General features: G+C 44.5%; 14 protein-coding genes. 8 read left to right on the plus strand and 6 right to left on the minus strand.

Annotation, left to right across the window (positions count from 1 at the left end; genetic code table 11):
- Window positions 1–19 precede the first annotated feature (19 nt).
- From pcrA to gatB, 6 genes are all read left to right on the plus strand, one after another.
- Window positions 20–2,227, plus strand: coding sequence for a DNA helicase PcrA (gene pcrA / locus JOD17_RS06390; RefSeq protein WP_204696347.1), 2,208 nt, complete (start codon window positions 20–22; stop codon window positions 2,225–2,227).
- A gap of 14 nt (window positions 2,228–2,241) precedes the next feature.
- On the plus strand, window positions 2,242–4,236 hold the full coding sequence (gene ligA / locus JOD17_RS06395; protein ID WP_204696348.1) for an NAD-dependent DNA ligase LigA: 1,995 nt from the start codon (window positions 2,242–2,244) through the stop codon (window positions 4,234–4,236).
- Window positions 4,237–4,266: 30 nt separating this feature from the next.
- Window positions 4,267–5,475 carry a CamS family sex pheromone protein gene (locus tag JOD17_RS06400; protein ID WP_204696349.1) on the plus strand — a complete coding sequence of 403 codons (1,209 nt, stop codon included), beginning with the start codon at window positions 4,267–4,269 and terminating at the stop codon, window positions 5,473–5,475.
- Between the two features lie 92 nt (window positions 5,476–5,567).
- Window positions 5,568–5,858, plus strand: a complete 291-nt coding sequence (gene gatC / locus JOD17_RS06405; protein ID WP_042358907.1) for an Asp-tRNA(Asn)/Glu-tRNA(Gln) amidotransferase subunit GatC — start codon at window positions 5,568–5,570, stop codon at window positions 5,856–5,858.
- Window positions 5,859–5,873: 15 nt separating this feature from the next.
- The gene (gene gatA / locus JOD17_RS06410; protein WP_204696350.1) at window positions 5,874–7,316 is read left to right on the plus strand and encodes an Asp-tRNA(Asn)/Glu-tRNA(Gln) amidotransferase subunit GatA; all 1,443 of its coding nucleotides are present in this window, start codon (window positions 5,874–5,876) and stop codon (window positions 7,314–7,316) included.
- Window positions 7,317–7,329: 13 nt separating this feature from the next.
- Entirely contained in the window at window positions 7,330–8,763 is a 1,434-nt protein-coding gene (gene gatB / locus JOD17_RS06415) for an Asp-tRNA(Asn)/Glu-tRNA(Gln) amidotransferase subunit GatB (RefSeq protein WP_204696351.1), read from the plus strand.
- Between the two features lie 86 nt (window positions 8,764–8,849).
- Here the strand turns inward: gatB and JOD17_RS06420 are convergent, their stop codons facing one another.
- The 4 genes from JOD17_RS06420 to JOD17_RS06435 all read right to left on the minus strand — a co-directional run bounded on the left by JOD17_RS06420 (window position 8,850) and on the right by JOD17_RS06435 (window position 14,335).
- Window positions 8,850–10,616, minus strand: a complete 1,767-nt coding sequence (locus JOD17_RS06420) for an ABC transporter ATP-binding protein (RefSeq protein ID WP_204696353.1) — start codon at window positions 10,614–10,616, stop codon at window positions 8,850–8,852.
- Window positions 10,613–11,332, minus strand: a complete 720-nt coding sequence (locus JOD17_RS06425; RefSeq protein ID WP_239575290.1) for an ATP-binding cassette domain-containing protein — start codon at window positions 11,330–11,332, stop codon at window positions 10,613–10,615. The genes JOD17_RS06420 and JOD17_RS06425 overlap by 4 nt, the downstream gene beginning before the upstream one ends.
- Window positions 11,310–12,338, minus strand: a complete 1,029-nt coding sequence (locus JOD17_RS06430; protein ID WP_204696355.1) for an ABC transporter permease — start codon at window positions 12,336–12,338, stop codon at window positions 11,310–11,312. Before JOD17_RS06430 ends, JOD17_RS06425 begins: the two co-directional genes overlap by 23 nt.
- Window positions 12,339–13,900: 1,562 nt before the next feature.
- A complete protein-coding gene (locus tag JOD17_RS06435; protein ID WP_204696356.1) occupies window positions 13,901–14,335 on the minus strand; it encodes a hypothetical protein in 435 nt (144 codons plus the stop codon).
- 212 nt (window positions 14,336–14,547) lie between these two features.
- On the opposite strand from JOD17_RS06435, the gene JOD17_RS06440 reads away from it, so the two are divergent.
- Window positions 14,548–14,823 carry a hypothetical protein gene (locus JOD17_RS06440; protein ID WP_204696357.1) on the plus strand — a complete coding sequence of 92 codons (276 nt, stop codon included), beginning with the start codon at window positions 14,548–14,550 and terminating at the stop codon, window positions 14,821–14,823.
- Between the two features lie 90 nt (window positions 14,824–14,913).
- On the opposite strand, the gene JOD17_RS06445 is transcribed toward JOD17_RS06440, so the two are convergent.
- Window positions 14,914–16,017, minus strand: coding sequence for a copper resistance D family protein (locus JOD17_RS06445; protein WP_204696358.1), 1,104 nt, complete (start codon window positions 16,015–16,017; stop codon window positions 14,914–14,916).
- On the minus strand, window positions 16,017–16,607 hold the full coding sequence (locus JOD17_RS06450) for a copper resistance CopC family protein (RefSeq protein ID WP_204696359.1): 591 nt from the start codon (window positions 16,605–16,607) through the stop codon (window positions 16,017–16,019). The genes JOD17_RS06445 and JOD17_RS06450 overlap by 1 nt, the downstream gene beginning before the upstream one ends.
- Window positions 16,608–16,831: 224 nt before the next feature.
- Here JOD17_RS06450 and JOD17_RS06455 point away from each other — a divergent pair, with 224 nt between their 5' ends.
- On the plus strand, window positions 16,832–17,734 hold the full coding sequence (locus tag JOD17_RS06455) for a diacylglycerol kinase (protein ID WP_204696360.1): 903 nt from the start codon (window positions 16,832–16,834) through the stop codon (window positions 17,732–17,734).
- Window positions 17,735–17,815: the final 81 nt, after the last annotated feature.

Consider the following 17,815-nt stretch of genomic DNA (forward strand, 5'->3'; position numbering starts at 1 on the left):
AAAACGTGAGGTGTCAAACATGCAAAAAAAGATGGTTGAGCAACTGTTATCAGGATTAAATACTGAGCAAGCAGAGGCCGTCAAAACAACGGAAGGACCTCTTTTAATTATGGCAGGTGCAGGTAGTGGGAAGACGCGAGTGCTCACGCACCGCATCGCGTATTTAATCCGTGAAAAAGGCGTTGCACCGTGGAACATCTTGGCGATTACGTTTACGAATAAAGCGGCGCGTGAGATGCAATCACGAGTGGGTGACCTTGTCAGTGGTGTTGCGGATAGCATTTGGATGTCAACGTTCCACTCCCTCTGTGTGCGAATTTTACGCAAGGATATTGATCGGATCGGATTTAACCGCAATTTCTCCATTTTAGATAGCACGGATCAACAATCTGTCATTAAGCAGATTTTGAAAGATCGCAACTTAGATAGCAAAAAATTCCCGCCACGTACACTACTCGGGATGATTAGTGGTGCAAAAAACGAGCTGGTTACGAGTAAGCAATATCGTAAAAAAGCAAGTGGGCCCCTAGAAGAAGTGGCAGCAGATGTATATGAAGAGTACAGCAAGCGACTTCGGATTAATCACTCGCTTGATTTTGATGACTTGATCATGATGACGATTCGTCTGTTTGAACAAGTGCCAGAAGTGTTGCAGCATTACCAACGCAAGTTCCAATACATTCATGTGGACGAGTATCAAGATACGAACCGTGCGCAATATGTACTCGTCAATTTACTAGCGGATCGTTACCGTAACCTTTGTGTTGTCGGGGATTCTGACCAGTCGATTTACAAATGGCGTGGCGCGGATATCGGTAATATCTTGTCGTTTGAAGAAGATTATAAAGATGCCAAGGTCATCCTTCTCGAGCAAAACTATCGATCCTCGAAAACGATTCTTTCAGCCGCAAACGAAGTGATCAAAAACAACTCTGGCCGTCGTCCGAAGAAACTTTGGACTGAAAATGACGATGGCATGAAGTTGCAACTTCATGAAGCGATGGACGAGCGTGAAGAAGCGTTTTTTATTGTCGACAAGATTAAAGAATCCATGCGTGAAAAAGGTCGGTCTTATCAAGACTTTGCGATTCTTTATCGAACGAACGCGCAATCCCGTGTGATCGAGGAAATGTTCGTGAAATCAAACGTAAATTATCAGATGATCGGCGGAACGAAATTCTACGATCGAAAAGAAATTAAAGACGTTCTTGCGTATTTACGTGTAATTGCCAATCCAGATGACGATATTAGTTTAATAAGGATCATTAATGTACCAAAACGAGGCATTGGTGCGACGACGGTTGATAAAGTGGCGAACTATGCGGTCAGCCAAGAAATGAGTATGCACCAAGCTTTAATGGAAGCTGAGCACATCGGTTTATCAAAAGCTGTAACTACAAAGCTTCAAAACTTCGCGAAACTACTAGACGGTTGGATGAAACAACAAGACTATTTGTCGGTCGTTGAACTCGTTGAAGAGGTCCTCGAGAAGTCAGAGTATCGTCAATCACTTAAAACCGAGAACACACTTGAATCTCAAAGTCGTTTAGAGAACATTGATGAGTTCGTAACGGTCGCACAAGAGTTTGAAAAAGCAAGTGATGACAAATCACTGATTTCTTTTCTAACAGACCTTGCCCTCGTTGCTGATATTGATCGACTAGATGACCCTGAAGTGAATGAAAAGGGACTTGTCACGATGATGACGTTGCATGCTGCAAAGGGTCTAGAATTTCCAGTCGTCTTCCTTATTGGAATGGAAGAAGGGATTTTCCCGCATAGCCGTTCACTTTTTGAAGTAGAAGAGATGGAAGAAGAGCGCCGACTAGCCTATGTTGGCATCACCCGTGCCGAAGAAGAACTCTATTTATCACGGGCGCAAACGAGAACGCTCTATGGGAAGACGAATATGAACCCGAGTTCTCGATTTATCGTCGAAGTACCAACGGAATTGTTTGAGCAACAAGCGGTTCAAGAAAAGCCGAAGAGCCAAAGTGTACGTACCCGTGCAGGACGTGGCACTGGTGGTGCACGTCGGGTAACGACTAATACTGGCGGTGGATCAGAAGAATGGCGTGTAGGCGATAAAGCCGAGCACAAAAAATGGGGAACCGGTACGATCGTTTCTGTAAAAGGCGAAGGTGAGAACCAAGAGCTAGACATTGCCTTCCCAAATGAAGGGATCAAACGCCTCGTTGCGAAGTTCGCACCGATCACTAAAGTGTAGAAAGGGAGACGTACATGGCTTCCATTCAAGAAACCATTGAAGCACTTCGAGACAAGCTTCATCATTACAACTATCAATATCATGTGTTAGACAATCCAGTGATCCCGGATGCGGATTATGATGCGATGCTACATGAGCTCATTGAATTAGAAGAAAACCATCCAGAATATCAATCCGACGACTCTCCAACCGTACGAATCGGTGGAGAGCCGTTGTCGAATTTCGTGAAAGTTCAACACGAAACACCGATGCTAAGTCTTGGTAATGCTTTTCATGATCAAGACTTACGAGATTGGGATCAGCGTGTGAAAAACGGCACCGGTCGTGAAGACGTGTCGTATGTGTGTGAGTTGAAAATTGACGGTCTCGCCGTTTCACTTACGTATGAGAACGGGCGCTTCGTTCGTGGTGCGACTCGTGGAGACGGGACGACAGGTGAAGACATTACCGTGAATCTAAAAACCGTCGGTTCAATCCCGCTTCGTCTCCCAGAGGACGCGAACCTTGAAGTTCGTGGCGAAGTGTTCATGCCACACGGCTCGTTTCAGAAGTTAAATGCGGCGAAAGAAGAAAATGGCGAAGCGTTGTTTGCAAACCCGCGAAATGCAGCTGCGGGGTCGCTTCGACAATTAGACCCGAAAATTGCAGCACGCCGGAACTTAGATATTTTTCTTTATAGCATAGCGAACGATCGTGGGAAGGGATTAGAATCCCACCACGAGGCACTTGAATACATGAAGTCGCTCAACCTTAAAGTGAACAAAGAAACGAAGAAATGTGCGTCGATTGAAGACGTGATTGCTTATGTGAATCACTGGGCGGAAGAACGAAAGAATTTGAACTATGAAACCGACGGCATTGTGATTAAAGTCGACAGTCTGCCACTTCAACAAGAGCTTGGGTATACTGCGAAAAGTCCCCGGTGGGCGATTGCGTATAAGTTCCCTGCTGAAGAGAAAATGACGACACTCATCGGGATTGAACTTTCAATCGGGCGAACGGGTGCTGTGACACCGACCGCTCACTTGGAGCCCGTAACGGTGGCTGGGACGACGGTGCGCCGTGCGTCACTTCACAATGAAGACTTAATCCGTGAAAAAGACATCAAAATCGGCGACAAAGTTGTCATCAAAAAAGCTGGCGACATTATTCCAGAAGTTGTCCGTGTGTTAGAAGAAGAGCGAGACGGAAGCGAACAGGATTTCTCCATGCCAACGCATTGTCCGGAGTGTGAAAGTGAACTTGTGCACTTAGAAGAGGAAGTCGCTCTTCGTTGCATTAATCCAACGTGTCCGGCGCAAGTCCGAGAAGGGTTGATTCACTTTGTATCGCGCACTGCAATGAACATTGATGGGCTTGGAGAAAAGGTCGTTACACAATTGTTCTCTCATGAGCTCATTCAAGATGTGGGTGACTTGTACTACTTAACGTATGAGCAGCTAATTGAACTTGAGCGGATGGGTGAGAAGTCCGTTAACAATTTAATGCAGGCGATTCAAACGTCAAAAGAGAATTCTCTCGAACGACTTTTATTTGGACTTGGGATTCGCTTTATTGGTGCGAAAGCCGCGGATACACTGGCGAAACATTATAAGACGATGGACGACCTTAAAGTTGCTTCGTCAGAACAGTTAGCGGCGGTTCCTGAGATTGGTACGAAAATGGCGGATGCTGTCGCCCAGTATTTCGAACAGCCAGAAGCGGAACAACTTCTTGATAAGTTAAAACAAGCGGGCGTGAATATGAATTACCTCGGTGTAACGACAGAGACGGTCGGAAGTCTTTTTGAAGGACAGACTGTCGTGCTCACTGGAAAGTTAGAGCGTTGGACACGAGATGAATTGAAAGAAATTGTTGAAACGAATGGCGGTAAAGTGACGTCTAGTGTTAGTAAGAAGACAGATTTGGTGATTGCAGGGGCTGAAGCTGGTTCAAAGCTTGCAAAAGCTGAAAGTCTTGGAATTACTGTTTGGGACGAGCAACAAACTGCAGACTTTGTGAACGACTAAAAAAAGCAAGCCGGAGAGGAGCTGCTAAGTATGAGAAACGCGCTCATCATCCCAAGTCTTATGATGATGCTCATTCTTTTAGCAGGCTGTATGTCTTTTCTTGAACCTGAAGAAGAGGCGGATGTAGAAGCAGAAGAGCAAGGAGCGACAGCACAAGTGAGTGCTGAAATTCCGAGCCTTTCCAATTATTATCGAACCGTATTCCAAGATGGGACGTACGTTCCTGGACATGCACGCGGTTTTGGATCGGCGATGGTGTACAACCGTCACGATCTCGAGCGATTGGAAGTTGGATTAAGTGAAATTGCATCCAATGAATTTTCACCAGAAGATTATTACATCCAAGAGGGACGTTTTATTACCCGTAACGATTTAAATTCTTGGTTAAGTCGTCAAGACAACACGGAAGATGATGAGGGGAATCCTGAGAACCCGAACGGTTTAAATCCACAACTCGGTGAAGGTGAGACGCTCATTGAACGTGAAGCAAATGCTCCCCGAGTGTTGTCGCACATTACTGAACACAACTTCATGAGACAGACGAGTGAAGGGGATTTAGCAGTAGGCGGTGTCGCAATTGCAGTGTCGCTAAATACGACGTATACCTACCGAGTGACCGATGATGATGGGTTGCAACACGGACCGTTTAATACGGAGATTTCTGAAGAGCAGTTAGATACAGCTCGTGATGAGATTTCTAATGAAATCGTGTCGAGACTTCGAACAATTCACAGCGGTGGAGAGGACAACGTTAATTTAGACGACGTGCCAATTGTTGTGGCGGTTTATCATGAAACGACGAGAGAATCAACGACGCCTGGAGAGTTCGTCTCTTATGCTGTTGCTGAACCAGGTAGTGATTTAGGTGGATGGACAGAACTTGATGAGACACATCACTTCTTCCCATCAAGTTCAGCTTCCAACAATGCGCCGGCGGATGCCGATCGTTTTAATGAGTTCCATATGCAGCTTAATAGTTACTTTAGTGATCATATTGGTGCTACTGCGCTCGGTTACTATCAGAATGGTGAGTTGCAAGAGTTGACGATTACGGTGCCGATCCGATTCCAAAGTAAGATGGAAACGATCGCGATTACACAACAAGTTGCAGAGCTTGTAGAAGACCGATTCCCAACGAACGTTGATATTGTCGCTAAGGTTGAGAGTAACGATCAACAAGAAGCACTCATTCAACGACCGGCAGGAACCGAAGAAGTAGATGTGTACATTTATGATTAATCCGAAAAGCCTGCGGTGCTAATTGCCCGCAGGCATCGGTTTTTGCTATACTTTAAGAATGTTTGGTTGTCAGTTATTATGGGGGTGAAACCGTGTCAAAAATTACAAAAGAACAAGTAGAGCATGTTGCAGACCTTGCTAGACTTTCATTTACAGAAGCAGAAATCGAAGATTTTACGAATCAAATGAGTAAAGTCATTGATTACGCTGAAGTTCTAAATGAACTTGATACAGAAAACGTTGAGCCAACAACACACGTCATGGACGTACGAAACGTGTTGCGTGAAGACAACGTTAAGCCATCATTACAACGAGAAGAAGCGCTTAAAAACGCCCCGAAACAAAAAGATGGGCAGTTTGAAGTTCCTTCGGTTCTCGATTAAGGGAGTGAATTGCGGATGAGTTTTTACGATGAAACTTTGTCTTCATTACATACGAAGATTAAGAACAAAGAAGTGACGATCACTGAATTGACGGAGCAGTCATTCAAACGAATCAAAGAAACAGATGACAAAATCCATGCGTTTTTAACGCTTGATGAAGAGCGTGCACTTGCGAAAGCTCGCGAGCTTGATGAGCAAGAAGCGGACAACTTGTTCTTCGGAATTCCAGCAGGAATTAAAGATAACATCGTGACAAAAGGACTTCGTACGACGTGTGGTAGCCAGTTGCTCGACAACTTTGAGCCTGTTCACGATGCAACGGTTATGAACCGTTTAAATGAAAAGAATGTCGTGACGGTCGGAAAGTTAAACATGGATGAGTTCGCGATGGGTTCATCAAATGAGAACTCAAGTTATGCTACAGCACGAAACCCGTGGAACACAGACCACGTACCAGGTGGTTCTAGTGGTGGATCGGCCGCAGCCGTTGCAGCTGGACAAGTTCCATTTACCCTTGGATCGGATACAGGTGGTTCAATCCGTCAACCGGCATCGTTTTGTGGTGTCGTAGGATTGAAGCCAACGTATGGTCGTGTATCTCGTTTTGGTCTCGTTGCGTTTGCATCATCACTCGACCAAATTGGTCCAATCACACGTACGGTTGAAGACAACGCCTATGTTCTTCAACAAATTGCAGGTCACGACCAACTCGACTCGACGTCAGCAAATATGGAAGTTGCAGATTACACGTCTGCGTTGAACCAAGACATTGCTGGACTGCGCATTGCAGTGCCGAAAGAATACCTCGGTGAAGGTGTAGATGAAGGCGTTAAAGCACGTATTCAAGAAGCGCTAGCAAAGCTTGAAGAGCTTGGTGCAACGTGGGAAGAAGTTTCTCTTCCAAACTCTAAATACGCTGTAGCTGCGTATTACTTGCTCGCTTCTTCTGAGGCTTCAGCGAACCTTGCTCGTTTTGACGGCGTTCGTTACGGAGTACGAAAAGAAGGTGAAGATCTTCTTGACCTTTATAAGAAGAGCCGTAGTGAAGGTTTTGGCGATGAAGTGAAGCGTCGTATTATGCTCGGAACGTTTGCGCTTAGCTCAGGCTATTACGATGCGTATTACAAAAAAGCACAAAAAGTACGTACGCTCATTCGTGAAGACTTTGAACATGTGTTAAACAGCTTTGACGTTATTTTGGGACCAACTGTGCCAACGACTGCGTTCAAAGTGGGCGAGAATAGTAACGATCCATTAACGATGTACCTAAAAGACATCTTAACGATCCCTGTGAACTTAGCAGGTAACCCTGCCATTTCCGTGCCATGTGGATTCTCTGACGGATTGCCTGTCGGACTGCAACTCATCGCAAAGCCGTTTGAAGAGCGCACATTATACAAAGTGGCACACGCTTACGAGCGCGCGACTGAACATACAAAAGTCAAGCCGGAACTATAGGGGGGACACGAAGATGAAATTTGAGACGATTATCGGACTTGAAGTACACTCAGAATTAAAAACGAACTCAAAAATCTTTTGCGGATGTTCAACAGCCTTTGGTGCACCGCCAAACACACACACGTGTCCGATTTGCCTCGGTCACCCAGGTGTGTTGCCGGTTTTAAACCAACGTGCCGTTGATTACGCAATTAAAGCTGCCGTAGCACTTAACTGTGAGATTGCAGAAGAAACGAAGTTTGACCGTAAAAACTACTTTTACCCAGACAACCCGAAAGCCTACCAAATTTCACAGTTTGATAAGCCAGTAGGTGAGAACGGCTGGATTGAAATTGAAGTGGACGGCTACAAGAAGAGAATCGGGATTACCCGTATTCACTTAGAAGAAGACGCAGGGAAGCTCACGCACGACGACTACGACGATGCATCACTCGTTGACTTCAACCGTGTTGGAACACCATTGATCGAGATCGTATCTGAGCCGGACATTCGCACGCCAAACGAAGCGTACGCATACCTTGAGAAATTAAAAGCCATTCTACAGTACACAGAAGTGTCGGACTGTAAGATGGAAGAAGGTTCATTGCGTTGTGACGCGAACATCTCACTTCGTCCTGCAGGACAAGAAGAGTTCGGAACGAAAGCGGAGCTTAAAAACTTAAACTCATTCACCAACGTCCAAAAAGGACTTGCGTTTGAAGAAAAGCGCCAAGCTGAAGTGCTACTTTCAGGTGGCGAAATTCTTCAAGAAACACGCCGCTGGAACGAAGACAAGAAAGAAACGATTCTCATGCGTATTAAAGAAGGATCGGATGATTATCGTTACTTCCCAGAGCCTGACCTCGTGAACTTGTACATTGATCACGAATGGATCGATCGCATTAGAGGTGGAATTCCAGAGCTTCCGGATGCACGTAAACAACGCTACATCAACGACTGGAATATTCCAGCGTATGATGCTGGTGTCTTAACGCAAACGAAAGCAATGGCAGATTTCTTCGAAGAAAGCGTAGAAGTTGGTGCCGATGCAAAACAAGCGGCCAACTGGCTTATGGGTGAAGTAAACGCCTATCTGAACTCAGAAGGCATTGAGATTGAAGAAATCAAGATGACACCAAAAGGCCTCGCAGGCATGATTAAGCTCATCGAAGATGGCACAATCTCAGGCAAAATCGCCAAAAAAGTCTTCAACGAAATGATGAAGAACGGCGGCGAAGCAAAACAAATCGTCGAAGACAAAGGACTCGTCCAAATCTCCGACGAAGGTCAACTAAAAGCGATCGTTGATAACATCTTAGACAATAATCAACAGTCAATCGACGACTTCAAAAACGGCAAAGACAAAGCCTTCGGCTTCCTCGTCGGTCAAGCGATGAAAGAAACCAAAGGAAAAGCCAACCCGCAAGTCATCAACAAACTAATCAAAGAAGGCTTAGAATCACGCTAAGCTTAAAATCCCCCTACTCATCAAGCAGGGGGATTTTTGTGCGTTGGAGCATAGTTGAGCTACAACTTTCCTTAACCGAAGCTTAGTTACATACCGTTTTGCTGCTCTTTCAAGAAAAGATGTCGATAATAAGCTCCATTTTCAATTAGCGATTCGTGTGAGCCATCTTCTACAATTTGACCGTCGTGCATCACGAGAATTCGATCTGCATGACGGACCGTATGCAAGCGGTGAGCGACAGTGACCGTCGTGCGACCTTGCTTCAATTGTTGCAACCCTTTTTGGATTTGTAATTCTGTTCGACTGTCCACGTTGCTCGTTGCTTCATCCAAGATTAGGATTCGAGGATCACTCAGCATAACGCGAGCGATGGATAACAATTGTTTCTCGCCCTCAGACAACCCAGATGCCTGCTCATCAAGGTGCGTATCATATCCATTCGGAAGTTTGCGAATAAAGGCATCCGCCCGTGCCTTTATTGCTGCAGTGATCACTTCATCCTCTGTTGCCAACGGCAATCCAAAGGTGATATTCTCTCGAATGGTTCCGCTAAATAGCCACGTATCTTGCATTACAATGCTAGTCATTCTTCGGAGGACCTCATCATCTATTGACGTTATATCCAAACCGTCAATAGACACCGAACCTTCATTGGCTTCGTAGAACCGTAAGAGTAAAAGAGCTAGTGTCGTCTTTCCAGCTCCAGATGAACCAACAATAGCAACATCTTCACCGGCTTTTAGCTTTACGTTAATATCCTTTAAGATCGGTTTGTTTGCATCATATTGAAACGACACACGCTCAAACGAGATCTCCCCACGACCTTCTGGAACTTTGGAGCCGTAGTCGCTTGTGGGCATGGAAATATCAAGTACTTGAAACAACCGTTCTGCAGATGCAATAGTAGCTTGAATCGTATTCGTAATGTTGGCCACCCGGTTAATGGGTTGGGTGAATATACGAATATACATAATTAACGCTTGCACATCACCGATGGCAATGGTTCGTTGGACGACGAAGATGCCTCCAATAATGGCAACAACAACATAGATGACATTGTTCAAAAGGTTGAGCAACGGCACGATTAACCCTGAAAGGAATTGAGAACGCCAATTAGCTTCAAATAGAGAGGCGTTGTAGGGGGTGAACTTAGATTTCATGTCCTCGCCCTGGTGATAGGATTGAATTAATGGGTGGTTCGTGTAGCTTTCTTCAATATAGCCATTCAAAGCGCCTAGCGCTTGTTGTTGCTGTCGAAATTGTACTTGTGAGTACTTAATAATTCGCTTCGTAATGAGAATGCTTAACGGTAAAGTGATGCACACGATTAGCGTGAGCAGAGGACTAATAATCAGCATCATGACGACAACGCCAATCATCGTCATCAAAGACGTAATCGTCTGTGTTAGCGTTTGTTGCAACGTGCTACTAATCTTATCAATATCGTTAACGCCTCGACTCATCAGGTCACCCGTACTCACGCGATCAAAGAATGCAATCGGTAGTTTCATGAGTTGATGATGCAATTCATGCCGGAGTGTATAGGTGACATGTTGTGCAACACCGACCATCAAGTATTCTTGGATATAAGAGAGATAAACACTAAACAGGTAGAGTGCAGCTAGCCCTAACAATAGTTGACTGATCCGATAAAAATCAATGCCTCCATTGTTCACCATACCTTCAAATAGTGTTGTGATTACTAGTCCGAGAACGAATGGACCGAGGATAAGAAACAACGTGCTCAGCACGGATGTCATTGCGACCGTCAATAGTCGGAATCGATAAGGCAATAGATAGCTGAGAAGTCGTTTCAACGTACCCCATTGGATTTTTGAATCTTGGTTTTTCATGAGGTACCCTCCTCCAATTGCGTAGTGGCCAGTTCGTGATAAATCGCACTCGTTTGTAATAACTCGTGATGGGTCCCTTCCCCAGTAATTTCTCCTTCATCAAGAACGAGGATGTGGTCCGCTCGTTTGGCAATCCCGACGTCTTGCGTTGCGATTACTACAGTGGATTCGTTTAACTCGTGTAATAGCTCATCTAGGATCTGTCTCTTCGTTCCGGCATCGATCGCAGAAAAGCTTTCATCAAATAGATACATGTCGGCCTCTCTAATGAGAGCACGGGCAATCGCAATTCGTTGCCGTTGTCCACCAGACAAGTTCTTTCCATTTTGGGTTAACGTCGTATTAATTCCTTCGGGTAGTTCTTTAATAAAAGATTCGCTTTGGGCGATGGATAACGCTCGATCGATTTGTTGCATTGAAACATCTTCAGAACCAAAGCGAAGGTTATTTTCAATCGTCCCTGAGAAAAGTTGCGTGTTTTGAGGGGAAAATGTCACGGCGTTACGCAACGCTTCTTGATTTACATTTCGTAGATCAATGCCACCCATCACAATGTTCCCTGCACTAACATCTAACAGTCTTGGAATCAGTTGCAGCAAGGTGGACTTTCCTGAGCCTGTTCCTCCGACAATCACAGCGAGTTTACGATCAGGTATCGTACAGGTCACGTTCTTGAGGACGGACTTTTCTGCGCTAAGGATATTGGAAAGAGACATTTGCAAAGCGAAGGCTGGATTGCTGTTCAGGCGTTAATGAATAGGTTGGGCTCTTGATGGTCGGTTCAGCATTCAGCACTTCTAGGATGCGTTTTGCTGATACAGATGCACGTGGAAAACTTACAAACAATACCGACGTCAGCATGATGGAGAACAGAATGTACATGGCGTACTGAATAAAGGCCATTAAGTCTCCCACTTGGAGCTCCCCGGTATTCAGTTGGAGCGAGCCAAACCATAAAAGAGCAACAATCGAGAAGTTCAAGATGAACATCATGATTGGTGTTAGATAGATCATGAGCTGATGGACATGGATCGCTGAATTCCTATAAGACTCGTTTGCTTCTGAAAAACGCTCTCGTTCTCGATCGACTTGATTGAAAGAACGAATGTCACGAATACCGGTAATGCCTTCACGAAGTGTCAGGTTCAATTGGTCGACTCTTTTTTGTAAGGAGGCAAACAACGTACCTCCTTTTTTTGCGAACCAGATGACGATAAGAATAATGATCGGTAATGGCGCGATAAGAATGAATGAAAGCGTTAGGTTTTTAGTAACCGAAAGGATAAATGCGCCAATGAACATCATCGGTGCGAGCAACATCGTTTTTAACAGAAGCGACAAGATTGTCTGCACTTGTTGAACATCATTGGTCGTGCGGGTTAATAATGTTGAATGACCGAATTGGCGGTATTCTTGAAGAGAAAAACCTTGGACACTGGCATATAATCTTTCCCTTATTGTTAAAGCGACTGAAGATGTTAATTTCGCAGTCTGATAGCCTGAACATACGGTTACCGCCACGGTCACTACCGTGATTAGTAGCATCCAAAGTCCGACTTGAACAATATAAGACACATCGGCATTTGCAATGCCTACATCGACAAGCTCAGCGAGAAGGGTCGGCAATGTAAGTTGAAGAAGCGCTTGTAAAAACACCAAAAAAGCAATCAGCACCAGCTTGGATCGATAAGGTTTTAGATAGATTTTCATTAAGTCCAGCATCGGGTTTCACCACTTCAATTTAATGTAAAAAACCGCCGAGAGCGAACTCCCGGCAGTTTCGTTGAATCATTTAAAGGAGATTAAAATCAATATCCGTGTTTAACGAATCGTTCGCACTCTCATTAAGCACATCATTAAGAATCTGTGTAACATCTAACATGTTACATACCTCCTAAGTGAAAGAATAAGGTTAGGATTACAAGATGTTCAGGTCAAGACCAGTATTTAGCGAGCCGTTCCCGCTATCGTTGAGCACGTCATTAAGAATTTGTGTAATGTCGTTCATGGAAGACACCTCCTTATTTGAAGAATTCATCATTATTTAAAGGTTGTTCAAGTCAGAATCAATGTTGCCAGAGTCGTTTCCGCTCCCGTTGAGCACATCGTTAAGAATCTGAGTAAGATCTAACATGTCACATACCTCCTAAGTGAAAGAATAAAGTTAGTTTACAAGATGTTTAGGTCAAGACCAGTATTCAACGAGTCGTTCCCGCTATCGTTGAGCACGTCATTAAGAATTTGTGTAATGTCGTTCATGGAAGACACCTCCTTGTTGAAGAATCGATCATTATTTAAAGAATGTTCAAGTCAGTATCGATATTGCCAGAGTCGTTTCCGCTTCCGTTCAGCACATCGTTAAGAATCTGAGTAAGATCTAACATGTCACATACCTCCTAAGTGAAAGAATAAAGTTAGTTTACAAGATGTTTAGGTCAAGACCAGTATTCAACGAGTCGTTCCCGCTCCCGTTTAGCACGTCATTAAGAATTTGCGTAATGTCGTTCATGGAAAACACCTCCTTATTTAAGAATTGATCATTCGTTAAAGAATGTTCAAGTCAGAATCAATGTTGCCGGAGTCGTTTCCGCTCCCGTTCAGCACATCGTTAAGAATCTGTGTAATGTCGTTCATGGAAAATACCTCCTTATTGAAATTCAATTAGTATTTAAAGGATGTTCAAATCAAGGCCAATGTTGCCAGAGTCGTTCCCGCTCCCGTTTAGCACGTCATTAAGAATTTGTGTAATATCGTTCATGGAAAGCACCTCCTTATTGAAATTCAATTATTAGTTAAAGGATGTTCAAATCAAGGCCAATGTTGCCGGAGTCGTTTCCGCTTCCGTTTAGCACATCATTAAGGATTTGTGTAAGATCATTCATGGAAAGCACCTCCTTTGTCAGGATAGATTTTTATTTCAACTAGAAAACTTTGTAATCTAGATCGAAAGTAGCTGAGTCGGTGCCACTCTCATTAAGCATCTCGTTCAAAATTTGTGTGATATCAAACATGAGAATCATCACCTCCATCGCTTACTCTATTTTCTTCTTACAGAATACTAAGAGAAATTGTTACATTCCCAGATTCATTTCCACTCTCGTTTAATACATCATTTAGAAGTTGCGTTACATCTAAGATGGAAAACACCTCCTCAACTAGAGTACAGGCTCTGACTTGCAAACCGTTGCGTTTGTTTTTTTATGTGATGTTTCAAAGCCTAGTTGCCAAGCTAACGTTTCCTAAAATGATTTGGATCACTTTTTCCGTAATTTTTTTTAAAAGAATTATGGAGAGACGATTTCAGATGGCTCAGATTCAGTGCCACCCTCGGTCACAGATGTTACATAATAGTCAAATTGAGTAAGCTCTTCAACGGTATACGTTTTTCTTTCATTTTGTGCAATGCTGGCAACATGTTCGTCGCCATCTTCACCCACTTTGTAGATTCGATAACTGTCGATATCGTCATCACGAACGGCGTGCCAAGTAAGAAATGTACCCGTAATCTCCACTTGTTCTGGTGCTGGCGGAGTTTGTTCCCGTGATTCTGACTCATCGAGTGCGTCATCAGTTGAGTCACCTTCAGCTAATTGCTCGTGTACAACCTGACTGTCTTGAGGCTCTCTGGAGTCTGAAGCAGGGTCGTTTGTTGTAACGAACGAAAAAGTAACTAGAATGATAAGAAAACCAGTGAGAGTAAAAAGCGTCATCACTTTCATAGATATCGCCTCAATTATTTAGTTATCAATCTCATAAGGATTGAGAAATGCATATACCGTAGCTAACGAAATGGATACACGTTTGGATCATTTAAATCGTAATTTTTTTTAGGGAAAGGGACATCCAGATGAGGGTAAGGAAGTGAAACACCTGCGAGTAAGCAGTTTGTGAAGGTAGGAATGAATCGCTAAAAAGTAGACGTGGATCAAGAGTGAGAGAGCGTGGATCAAGGGTGAGAGAGCGCGGAGCAAGGGTGAGAGAGCGCGGAGCAAGGGTGAGAGAGCGCGGAGCAAGGGTGAGAGAGCGCGGAGCAAGGGTGAGAGAGCGCGGAGCAAGGGTGAGAGAGCGCGGAGCAAGAGCGAGAGAGCGTGGAGCAAGTGTGAGAGAGCGCGGAGCAAGAGTGAGAGAGCGTGGATCAAGAGTGAGAGAGCGTGGATCAAGAGTGAAAGAGCGCGGATCAAGGCGAGTGAGCGCGGATCAAGAGTGAGAGAGCGTGGAGCAAGACTAAAACTTACCGCCCCCAACCTGATTACACAAAAAAAGAGCAGCCCGCAGGCTGCTCTTTTTTCATCGATAGCTAGGTCACAACTTTCTCTGCGCCAATCATGAGTGCAAGGTATAAACAAAGGACGAACATGAGTAAATACACAGGCACTGCCCACACACTTTGGCCGTTTCCGACGTGGACGACGAATAGTGTAAGCACGAACAGTCCGGCTGCGAGTAGCAGGGCGGTTGGAATGGAGAGGCTCCAGACGATTTGGTCGTCGCCCCAGAATTCATCTGTAATCCAGTACATGCCGAGCTCTGACTTTTCTTCGAAGTATAATGTTTGAGCGACTTCGTGCGGTGGCTCTTGTTCGACCATACCAGCGGTTACGAGGAAAATCGCTACGAGTAGCACACTTTCCATGCGCATCGATGCGCGGACTTTGTTGTCACTTAACCCGTTGTTGATTCTTCGCTTCATTAAGAAACCGTGTGCGAAGCCATAAAAGACGAGCGGGATGAAGAGCATATGCTTGAGCAGTTGCATCTGACCGTAGGTCATGAGCCAGCTATTCGTGTATTCTGGTGTGATAAGTAGCATCATGCCAATGCCTGTACCAATCATGGTGAGGACGACACCGATTGCAAATGGGGTGAACCAATTGAAAAAGGAATGCCATCCGTCATGTTCTTTTACTGAAAAGAATCCGACAATGAGTAACGTTCCTGCCCAAAACGCTGCGGCAAGAAAGTGCAAGGTGTTCAAATAAAACCCAGTGTCAGCAAGTGATGCGGCGTGGGAACTCCAGCTTGCTGCAATGAATAATCCGACAGTAGGAATCATCTGAAGCCATGCTAACAAGTTGTCGTTACGTACAGCATAGCGCCAAATTAAGGCGACCAACACGAGTGCGACGGTTGCGACGAAGCTTTGACCGATTCGAAAGTTAAATAATACGTCCCATAAGACGACTTGGAACGGTTCTCCGAACATTTGTGACGTCGACTCCACGATTAATCCGACTGGGATAAAGCTGAAGACGATAATGATTACGCCTAAAGCTGGTGCTAAAAACGACGGCACTTTGATGGGTGGCCGTCGTTTTGTCCCAATCGCTTCACTTAAGTGGAGTCCTGCCCACAAGGTAAGTGCGATAAAGATCACAATGTTAGAGAAAATAACGAGTGTCATTATGAGCGGTTACGACGAGAAATTAAGAACACTACAGCACCTAGTACAACAATACCCGCGACAATGCCGACAATTAGACCTGTGTTGTTGTCAGATGTGTCTTCATCAGCCGTTTCAGAGACGTTTTCTTCTGCACCATCGTCTTCTTCAACGGCTTCTTCAATTGCGTCTTCATCAGTTGCATCTTCTTCTGTGACTTCTTCTTCTTCAACGACTTCCTCTTCAGGAGCGTCTACTGTAAAATTAAATTCACCTTCAGTGCCGTGACCGTCAGCTCCGAGTGCTTGCCAGAAGACATTGTAATCACCACTTGGAAGAGACTCTTCAAGTTCAACGATAAAGTCGTCACCTTCAACGTTTTCTTCTTGAACCGCGAATTCTTCACCGTCTTGGTCGGTAATTGTGACCGTTGTTGCAGGTTCAATTCCTGCGTCAAAATGAAGCGTTAACGTCTCGACAGGTTCTTCGACCGTTTCGCCGTCTGCGGGGATACTTTCATCCACGTAAGAGTGCGCATAAGTAGTAGTAGCCATTGCCGCTGATCCCATAACGACAAGCAGACCTGCGAGTAGTTGTTTTGTTTTTTTCATAAAATCCTCCTACTAGAAATATCAATAGAATAAGTACAACCATAGTTAGTTTACGTGACAAAGGTACTGCAAGCAAGGAAGAACGTGTGAGGTGATTGTGAAGGAACTGTGAGGGAATCTTTGCCTGTCCTTTCCAACTTCGGTACACTATACTAGAGAAGACAATGAATTATGCATGATACGTCATAGAAAGAATAACTTCACGATAATAGGAGAAGAGTATCATGAAAAAAGCGAGATTAATTTACAACCCAACTTCTGGGCGAGAACAAATGAAAAAGAACTTACCATATATCCTAGATCGGCTTGAGCAAGCTGGTTACGAAGCATCTGCGCATCAAACGAAACAAGAAGGATGTGCAAAAGAAGCGGCACATGATGCTGGACTTCGTGGTTATGATCTTGTCATTGCTGCAGGTGGTGACGGGACGATTTTTGAAGTGATCAATGGTCTTGCGGAACTCGAGAATCGCCCTCGACTCGGTCTAATTCCTGCAGGCACAACGAACGATCTCGGTCGGGCGTTCAAGTTGCATGATTTAGATATGGAAGGCATTTGCGACGTGTTAACGGGAGATCACGTATCACCACTTGATGTCGGCAAAGCGGGAGATCAATATTTTGTGAACATTGCCGCAGGTGGAAGCCTCACTGAGTTAACGTATGACACACCGAGTCGTTTGAAGACGATGATGGGACAGATGGCATACTATGTGAAAGGTTTTGAGAAATTGTTTTTCTTAAAGCCACGTGAAGCGCGGATCGAGTACGATGGCAGGCTGTTTGAAGGTAAGATCATGCTGTTCTTAATCGCGAACTCCAACTCTGTTGGTGGTTTTGAGAAGCTAAGTCCTGATGCGAAGCTTGATGATGGTCTATTTGATATGATTTTATTGAAAAAAACCAACCTTGCTGATTTCGTTCGAATTGGTAGTCTAGCACTGACCGGTCAGCACATTTACGAAGACAAAGTGATTTACATTCAGGCAAATCGAATTAAAATTGAAATTGAAGGCGAGATGCAACTGAATCTAGACGGTGAACATGGTGGCACGATTCCGAAAGAATTCGTCAACTTGCATCACCACTTTGAAATGCTCGTACCAAAGCCAGAGGAAAACGAATAAAAAACACGATGGTGCTCAGACCATCGTGTTTTCAAAAGAAGTTCTAGTTTTTGGCAACTACAATATTGAAGATCGACCATG

The organism is Geomicrobium sediminis (genome assembly GCF_016908595.1).
Taxonomy (GTDB): domain Bacteria; phylum Bacillota; class Bacilli; order Bacillales; family Marinococcaceae; genus Geomicrobium_A; species Geomicrobium_A sediminis.

Bases quoted from the DNA above. Each gene is read 5' to 3' on its own strand.
- ligA (WP_204696348.1), top strand. From the start codon at position 2,242: ATGGCTTCCATTCAAGAAACCATTGAAGCACTTCGAGACAAGCTTCAT.
- pcrA (WP_204696347.1), top strand. From the start codon at position 20: ATGCAAAAAAAGATGGTTGAGCAACTGTTATCAGGATTAAATACTGAG.
- JOD17_RS06430 (WP_204696355.1), bottom strand. From the start codon at position 12,338: ATGCTGGACTTAATGAAAATCTATCTAAAACCTTATCGATCCAAGCTG.
- gatA (WP_204696350.1), top strand. From the start codon at position 5,874: ATGAGTTTTTACGATGAAACTTTGTCTTCATTACATACGAAGATTAAG.
- JOD17_RS06420 (WP_204696353.1), bottom strand. From the start codon at position 10,616: ATGAAAAACCAAGATTCAAAAATCCAATGGGGTACGTTGAAACGACTT.
- JOD17_RS06455 (WP_204696360.1), top strand. From the start codon at position 16,832: ATGAAAAAAGCGAGATTAATTTACAACCCAACTTCTGGGCGAGAACAA.
- JOD17_RS06445 (WP_204696358.1), bottom strand. From the start codon at position 16,017: ATGACACTCGTTATTTTCTCTAACATTGTGATCTTTATCGCACTTACC.
- JOD17_RS06450 (WP_204696359.1), bottom strand. From the start codon at position 16,607: ATGAAAAAAACAAAACAACTACTCGCAGGTCTGCTTGTCGTTATGGGA.
- JOD17_RS06435 (WP_204696356.1), bottom strand. From the start codon at position 14,335: ATGAAAGTGATGACGCTTTTTACTCTCACTGGTTTTCTTATCATTCTA.
- JOD17_RS06400 (WP_204696349.1), top strand. From the start codon at position 4,267: ATGAGAAACGCGCTCATCATCCCAAGTCTTATGATGATGCTCATTCTT.
- gatB (WP_204696351.1), top strand. From the start codon at position 7,330: ATGAAATTTGAGACGATTATCGGACTTGAAGTACACTCAGAATTAAAA.
- JOD17_RS06425 (WP_239575290.1), bottom strand. From the start codon at position 11,332: ATGTCTCTTTCCAATATCCTTAGCGCAGAAAAGTCCGTCCTCAAGAAC.